5 protein-coding genes and 1 pseudogene are annotated in these 8,112 nt (G+C 52.3%); all 6 read left to right on the top strand.

Annotated elements, in window-relative coordinates:
* Positions 1 to 352 (top strand): annotated as a pseudogene (locus tag SIK97_RS27750) (transposase); the annotation flags it as partial.
* Between the two features lie 815 nt (positions 353 to 1,167).
* A complete protein-coding gene (locus tag SIK97_RS27745; protein WP_050595115.1) occupies positions 1,168 to 3,288 on the top strand; it encodes an alpha-amylase family protein in 2,121 nt (706 codons plus the stop codon).
* A 17-nt stretch (positions 3,289 to 3,305) separates the two neighbouring features.
* Positions 3,306 to 4,112, top strand: coding sequence for a hypothetical protein (locus SIK97_RS27740; protein WP_050595116.1), 807 nt, complete (start codon positions 3,306 to 3,308; stop codon positions 4,110 to 4,112).
* Positions 4,113 to 4,237: 125 nt separating this feature from the next.
* On the top strand, positions 4,238 to 5,362 hold the full coding sequence (locus SIK97_RS27735) for a substrate-binding domain-containing protein (protein WP_032692944.1): 1,125 nt from the start codon (positions 4,238 to 4,240) through the stop codon (positions 5,360 to 5,362).
* A 109-nt stretch (positions 5,363 to 5,471) separates the two neighbouring features.
* Positions 5,472 to 7,097: a sugar ABC transporter ATP-binding protein gene (locus tag SIK97_RS27730; protein ID WP_077253341.1), complete on the top strand. Its 1,626-nt coding sequence runs from the start codon at positions 5,472 to 5,474 to the stop codon at positions 7,095 to 7,097.
* The gene (locus tag SIK97_RS27725) at positions 7,090 to 8,067 is read left to right on the top strand and encodes an ABC transporter permease (protein WP_077253342.1); all 978 of its coding nucleotides are present in this window, start codon (positions 7,090 to 7,092) and stop codon (positions 8,065 to 8,067) included. The genes SIK97_RS27730 and SIK97_RS27725 overlap by 8 nt, the downstream gene beginning before the upstream one ends.
* The last annotated feature ends 45 nt before the right edge of the window (positions 8,068 to 8,112 follow it).

Genomic DNA, 8,112 nt, shown 5'->3' with positions numbered 1-8,112 from the left:
AAGAACAAAGAGCAGCAACGCGATCCGGAGATGCATCAGACCAAGAAAGGCAATCCGCGAGGAGCTGGCCGAGGTGGATGTGGACTGGCTGATCGCCGAGCGTCCCGGCAAGGTAAAAACCTTGAAGCAGCATCCGCGCAAGAACAAAACGGCCATCAACATCGAATACATGAAAGCCAGCATCCGTGCCAGGGTGGAGCACCCGTTTCGCATCATCAAGCGGCAGTTCGGCTTCGTGAAAGCCAGATACAAGGGGCTGCTGAAAAACGATAACCAACTGGCGATGTTATTCACCCTGGCCAACCTGTTTCGGGTGGACCAAATGATACGTCAGTGGGAGAGATCTCAGTAAAAACCGGAAATAACGCCAGAAATGGTGGAAAAAATAGCCTAAATAGGCTGATTCGATGTGTTTGCGGGAAAAAAATCGGCCCAGATCCGCGAAATTTTAATCAGCGAGTCAGCTTGGGAAGAAATGACCTGCTTATTCGCACCTTCCCTAGCTTAGGGTTGTGCCCGTTATTGCTGGGTAAGATCAATCTCCATAACTTATTATCGGCTGCCTTTACTCTCAGGATTTTATCCGCTCTTCATCCGGGGACGACCAAGCCGTTACCCCTTTCCGTTGCAGGGATAGCGTTGGCGGTCCGTCATTCCACCATGCTAAAAGAACCCTGCCTCGTACCAGTCCATCTGCGTTTAGCAAAAGTTGCCATCTCATACTGTACCGCGCTGAGTTGAGGATGAGTCAGCGAAACTGATGGGCTATAGGGTCGTCGGGTTACGGTGTGGAGGTTCAGTTTACCGATTTGACGTCATTTGACGTGATTTGACGTTTATTAAAAATATTAATGTAATTTTATATGATATTTTTAACGTCATTTTTTAATCAGAAAAGCTTGCCAATATATGGGAAAATAAATATTTATTTAAAAAAATAATACATATAAATCATGTAGATATAATAACAGCATTGTATTCTTTTAGTTATATTAGATGCGATCTTTACAAAAAGATAACAAAATGAATTGATGTTTGTGAGGTTTATCACATTGTTATTTTATTTGTAATGATAGTTTTGATCGCATTAATAGGAGCGGGACACAGAGATGTTCTATGCATCGGTAATATCAGAAACATCATTCAACACTTTCTAGGAGGCTACTAGTGTCTAGTAACCATGAAGATCAGAACACGATCCCTATCGTGGCGGATAATCATCAATTTCTTGTGGAAGGTCACAATGAATCTCTTTACGCTGGCGCGGTTCACTACTGGCGTTTGGAGCGGGATAAATGGGGGGAAATTCTTGATAAGGTTAAATCCCTGGGGTTTACGGCTATTTCAATTTATATGCCCTGGGAAGTTCATGAAATCGAACGGGGACAATTCGACTTCGGCAGCATTGACCCCAACAAGGATCTTGACGCGTTCCTCACTCTGGCGGAAGAAAAAGGTCTTCGTACCATTGCGCGACCTGGCCCGCAAATCAATTCTGAATTAACCTGGTTCGGCTATCCTCGCCGGATCCTTGATGACCCGGAACTGCAGGCACTTAACGCACAAGGGGGGAAAGCCGTCCTCACCCAGGTCCCCCGACCTATTCCTGCGCTCAGCTATGCCGCGGAGAAATTTTTCACTGAGGCGGCTTTGTGGTTTGATGCTATTTTACCGATCCTGGTGAAACATCAGTATCCAAACGGCGGATTGATTGCGGCGCAAGTCGATAACGAAATGGCTTTCTTTTTCCATATCAATCCTTACGCCTGTGATTTCAGTCCATCCTCAATCGCAAAATTCCAGGCGTTTCTGGCAAAGAAATATCAAACGCTCGGCGCCATTGAACAGGTCTACGGCCGAACCCTGGGTGGTTTCGATCAAATCGATGCGCCACGGCGTTTTGAGGGTAAAACCTCACGCGACCTTCCCGCGTATGTCGATTGGATTGAATATCGGGAATACTACCTGGTGGACTGTCTCACCCGCTTAGCCGGTATGATGCGCAACGCTGGATTGACCAATATTCCCCTGTTCCATAACTACCCGCACCCCTTGGGGCCAGGGGGAGCCGCCAGCGGCATCACCGCGCCTTATAATCTGATGGCGTTAGAGGAAAGCCTTGACTTCGTTGGTTTCGATATCTATTCCCGCAAAGAATTGTACGATCACGTGAAAACGGTGGTGTCCTATGTGGTGGGGTCCAGTCGGTTCCCCTACATTCCTGAATTCATCGCTGGGGTGTGGCCATGGTACTTGCATCCAGGCGACGAGAAAGATGAGGCGTTTGTCACTCGCGCCGCGCTGATGCACGGGATCAAGGGATTCAGCCGTTATATGCTGGTCGAACGGGACCGCTGGCTGGCCTCGCCTATACGTCGCGATGGACGGATACGCACAGAAAACGCCGCGGTATTCCAGCAGACCAATGCCCTGGCCACCCGTTATGATTTCAATCAGTTTCAGCGCCAGGCTGATGTGCTGCTACTGGCGAATCGCGATTATGACCGGCTGGAAGCGGCCACCGAACTATTATCCTTCCCGGGCGATTTTCTGGAATCCCAACTGAGCCTGTCGGAATATCCCAATTTCATGACGGTTTCCGAGCGGACATTTGGTTTCAACGAGCCCATCCAACTGGCGAAAACGGATTGGTTCACCGCTTATTACCGTTGCCTGTCCGATGCCGGACACACTTTCCTGCTCTCTGATTCGTCACTGCCGGCAGTGCGCCTACCGCGCTATAAGGCTGTCCTGCTGTCGTCGTTTGAGTTTCTTGGCGATGCCGCGCAGCAAAAGCTCTTGGACTATATCGAGAATGGCGGCGTAGTGATCCTCGGCCCGCAGCTACCGACCCTGAATGAACGATTCGCCGAAAATAAGACCCTATTGACTGCCGCCGGCACCGGAGCAGCCGTGCCGCTGTCGGTTGATCGACGGCAGGTTGCCACAACCTATACCATCGGTAACGGGCGTCTGGTAGTGATACCACGGCTGGCCGATGTGGCATCGGCGGTTGATGAAGCGCTTCGCCAGGTCGGCATTGTCGCGATCAGCAAAAATGATCCTCAGCTTGATGTCGCTGTCCACCGTGATCCCAGTAAGCCAAACCGGGTTTTTGTGTTCGTCGCCAATCCGACCGATCGGGAAATTCAGGCGGAGGTGGGCGTCGGGCAACCCCTCCGAAACGTCAGCGAAATTTGGGAAGGCCGTGCTGTCAAGGCCAGCGGCACCCATTGGTGCGACACGTTGGCTCCTTACACTATTAATACGTACGAGATTGAACTCTAATTCGGAGGTAACCCGTTATGTTGCATGAAAACGCGCTAATGGTTGATATCGATGTGGATCATTGGCGAAATCTTCAAAACTTGCTGTTGGATTCCGCGAAAGAAAAACGTCGGATTATTATCATCCACGAGGACGGTGAAATCGTTAAATTTGTTCATTCGGGGAAAGCGAAGATTACGCGACCCATCACCAGGGTAACGCAACCTCAGGCGGACGCCAAAGCGGTATACGAAGCCAATCGAGCCACTACCGATTTCGTCTTGATCGTTGAACGCCGTGCTTCGGATGAGTATTTCAGAAAGATCCAGGATACCTGGACGGTTAATGACGACATTGACGAGTATGTACACCGGGCCTTCGTCACGATGGACGATTACCCTGACGGCATTGCCGCCTTTCCCGGCCCGGCCAGTTCCCGTCTGGGATTACAATGGCGGCTTGGCGCGTCCTATGAAGGGATTGAGCAAGCCATCAAAGCGTTCATCCCGGCGGATTCCTGCGTCGTCTTCGGTATCTTCGAGGGAGACCGTCTATGGAGCAGCCTGGTTTTGGGCTTCGGCGCGGAGCGACGTATCACGCTGGTGACCACGGTTGATCCCAGCGAATTGACCGTCAAAACCGGACGACAGGCCATAGCGCATGATGTTGTGTCCTGGACCGGCAGAAAATTTTCACCGGTCGCCCTCGGTCTGTTCGCCGACATTGCCGACGCCAGACAATTTTTGTCCCGCACCGATAAACCAGAAGTTATTCGTAACCTGTTTCGCACCGGCAAGTTACTGGCCGATCCGGTCCCGGAATCATTATCACGGTTAATATTATAACGCTAAGGCTAGTTTTCCTTTATGCCAGAATTCGGGGGTCGGGATGTGTCCGCCCTCTCTGACGAAAATAGTAATAACCCGACGGCATGCAAGCGCAGGCGGCATCATTCAAAGAGAACACTACAATGAAAAACAGGTGGAACAGGGTACTCTCAATCGTGGTCGCCGGTTTGTTTGGCATCGCAGCCACGGGAGCGGCGCTTGCCGCCGATCCCAATGAATTGCTCACTTCCCTGTCGGGTAAAGTGTTAAGCCAGGGACCCAACGGCGAACAGCCGGAATCTGTGGGCAATATCCGACTCACCCCCGATGAGTTATCCAGAATCAAAAATCTGCATGCGACCGCGGCAATTATCATGCATTACTCCGGCGATGACTGGTCGCGCGCCCAGATAAATGGCTTGACCCAGCAGTTCAAGAGCATGGGCATCAAGGTCATCGGCGTGACCGATGCCGGCTTCAAGCCCGAAAAACAGGTCTCCGATATCGAGACCATGTTGGTTAGGAAACCTAATATCATCGTGTCGATCCCAACCGATCCGGTTGCTACCTCGAGCGCTTATAAGAAAGCGGCCGATCAGGGCGTCAAACTGGTATTTATGGACAATGTTCCCAAGGGATTAACTGCCGGAAAAGACTATGTCAGTGTCGTCTCCGCTGACAATTACGGTAATGGTGTCGCGGCTGCGCTGCTCATGGCGAAAGAATTGAAAGGAAAAGGCTCGATCGGCATTGTCTACCATGCCGCCGATTATTTTGTGACGCAACAGCGCTACATCGCTTTCAAAAAAACCATTACGGATAATTTTCCAGATATCAAGATTGTGGCAGAGCAGGGTATCGGCGGACCAGATTTTGCCGGAGATGCTCAACGGGCGGCCAGTGCGATGATCACCGCGCACCGCAGGATCAACGGAATTTGGGCGGTGTGGGATGTACCGGCTGAAGGCGTTATCGCCGCAGCGCGCACCTCGGGACTCGACCATTTGGTGATAACCGCCTGTGACTTGGGTGAAAACGTGGCCATTAATATGGCCCAGGGCTCTTTTGTTAAAGGACTGGGCGCACAACGGCCATACGATCAGGGCGTCACCGAGGCGATTCTGGCTGGTTACGGCCTGTTGGGCAAAAAAGCGCCCACCTATGTTGCCTGGTCGGCGCTGCCAGTGACCAAAGACACACTCGCCGCCTCATGGCAGCAAGTTTACCACCAGGAACTGCCAGATGATGTTCGTAACAGCATGCGCTAGGTTAACGGGTAGACGCCTGATCCACCCCTTTACTCTGGTGAGAACGGTTGACTGAGTTCTGACCGGTGATCTTTTTCGCCAGCAAACGAACACTTTATGGGGTATAAAAATGACAAACATTGTTGCTGCTCTTGGCGGTCAGTCAGTGGGAAATGTGGAACAGCGGGCAGGAAACGAGTCCCCCAATCCTGCCCCCGCCATTCGCATGGTCGGCATCACGAAAACATTTGGCGGCGTAGTCGCCCTCAAAGATGTCCGGATCGAGGTCAAGCGCGGCGAGATCCATGCCTTGCTGGGGGGCAACGGTGCGGGGAAATCCACCTTGTTGAAGATCCTTCGTGGCGTACAGTCCCCCGATACCGGGACTATCGAAGTGAACGGGCAACCGCTGATCGAGCATACCGTTGAGGCAGCAAGGTTAGCGGGCATTGCCATGATTTTTCAGGAAATGAGTCTGATACCGACCCTCACCGCTGCCCAGAATATTTTCCTGAATCGCGAGCCTAGAAATCGCTTTGGTTTAATTGATGACCAAGCCTGCATCCGGTTATCCCGCGGTTTATTCCAGGAATTCCATGTCGATATCGAACCGACGGAGCTTGTTGCCCAGATGAGCGCCGGTCAGCGTCAACTGACTGAAATCATCAAAGCCATGTCGCAACGCAGCAGTATTCTGATACTGGACGAACCGTCGAGCGCGCTGACCGAAACAGAGGTGGGCCTGCTGTTTAGCATGCTTCGCCACCTGAAAACAGCGGGGGTCGCCATTATCTATGTGTCACATAGAATGGATGAGATCATGCATATCGCCGATCGCGCCACGATTCTGCGGGATGGCCGTTACGTCATGTCCGCGCCGCTATCGGATCTGACGATTGAGACTATTATCGGTCACATCGTCGGCCAGGAGGGGCGAAATCTTACGGTCACGGTTGATAATGCAGACTCGGTACCCGGGGAAATCATTCTGGAACTCAAGGGTGTATCCGGTAGCCGCCGGCCGCTTGATGTCAGTTTGACGGTTCGCCGGGGTGAAGTCGTCGGTATCGCGGGTCTGCTGGGCAGCGGTCGCAGCGCATTGGCACGTCTTCTCTACGGTATCAGCCCGGTGGTTGCCGGCGAAATCCGGGTGAATGGCAAAACCGTCCATTTCGCCAGCCCCCGCGAAGCCATTGCCGAAGGTATCGCCCTTATCCCCGAAGACCGTTTGCTGGAGGGGCTGATTGTTCAACATAGCGTCGCCAGCAATATCTGTCTGCCGGTACTTAAACAATTGAGCCGTTATACCTGGGTTTTGACCGGCCGGTCGGCCGCCCTGGTCAGAAAGCAGATAGATTTCCTGCGAATTAAGACTGATTCACCCGGAACCTCCGCCTTGGCGTTATCGGGTGGAAATCAGCAAAAAGTCGTCTTGGCAAAGGGTCTGGCGACCGCCCCGGATATTCTCATCCTGGATGAGCCCACTGCGGGTATTGATATCGGCAGCAAAACCGAAATCGTCGAATTGATTCGTGAACTCGCCCGTCAAGGCAAGGCCGTTATTCTCATTTCGTCGGAGATGGCCGAACTTATCGCCGCCTCTGATCGTATCATTCTCATGGCGAAAGGCCGGCTGGCCGGTGAGATTGATCCCAGGAGAGATTTGATCTCACCCGATACCGCCCCGTCAGAACGTCTGTCAGACGCGCAACGCCGCCTCCAGATCGCCATTCAGAAGGTAAATTCAAATGACTAAGTTAGCCGTGATTAACCCTACTTCCGTGTCACTGCTGAACGCCATGTTTCGTTCCTGGCGACGCGCCATCCTTTATATCGGGTTTGTTGTTATCTTTATTGTATTCTCCATCACCTTATCCGACCAGGGCTTCCTGGACCCCGATAATCTCTTGAACATTGTCAGACAAACAGCGATGATCGCCATCATGGCGACCGCCATGACATTCGTACTGGCTGCCAGAGAAATCGATCTTTCTATCGGTTCACTGGCGGGTCTGGCCTCGGTGGTCACCGCCATGACCATACATAATTATGGCGTGGTACCCGGCGTCTTCGCCGGTGTTGCGGTCAGCCTGATCTTTGGTCTGGTGAATGGTTTTCTGACCACTCGCATCGGGATACCTTCCTTTTTGACCACTCTCGCCACCATGGGTATTGCAACCGGTGTGTCAATGTGGATAAGCCATACCGCGGCGATTCCGATACTGAGCCAAGGATATGCTTTTGTGTTTGGCGGCGGTAATATCGGCCCGGTGCCGGTTTTGCTGATTTGGATGTTTGTCATCGGATTCGCCGGACATTTCTCGCTAAAACGCAGTACCTTCGGTCGTCGGGTCATGGCGACGGGGGGCAACGAGACCGCGGCGCGCTATAGTGGCATTAACACGGCATCGATCAAAGCCAGGGTCCTGCTGCTGTCGTCTTTGTCGGCCGGGTTGGCGGGGATGCTTTACGCCGGTCGGCTGCAATCCGGGCGATTCCAATTTGGCGTCGGCGACGAAATGTCGGTCATTGCTGCTGCGGTTCTGGGCGGTACCGGACTGTTGGGGGGAAGCGGTACCGTGGTTGGCTCCATTGTTGGCGCGTTGATGATGGGATTAATCAATAACGGGTTGCTGCTGCTGGGACTGGATTACAGTCAGCAACTGGTAGCCCGTGGTGTGATTATCATTCTGGCGGTGGCCCTTAGCCAATCTAATAACCGTTAGGGTAAGTGGTTTGGGGCGCTCAAAAATTAGAAATTTTTAAGCCGG

Source organism: Klebsiella sp. JN_Kp126 (genome assembly GCF_033843325.1).
GTDB lineage: Bacteria > Pseudomonadota > Gammaproteobacteria > Enterobacterales > Enterobacteriaceae > Klebsiella > Klebsiella michiganensis.
Note: the sequence above shows the minus strand (reverse complement) of the source record. Positions and strands in the feature narration are given on the sequence as shown.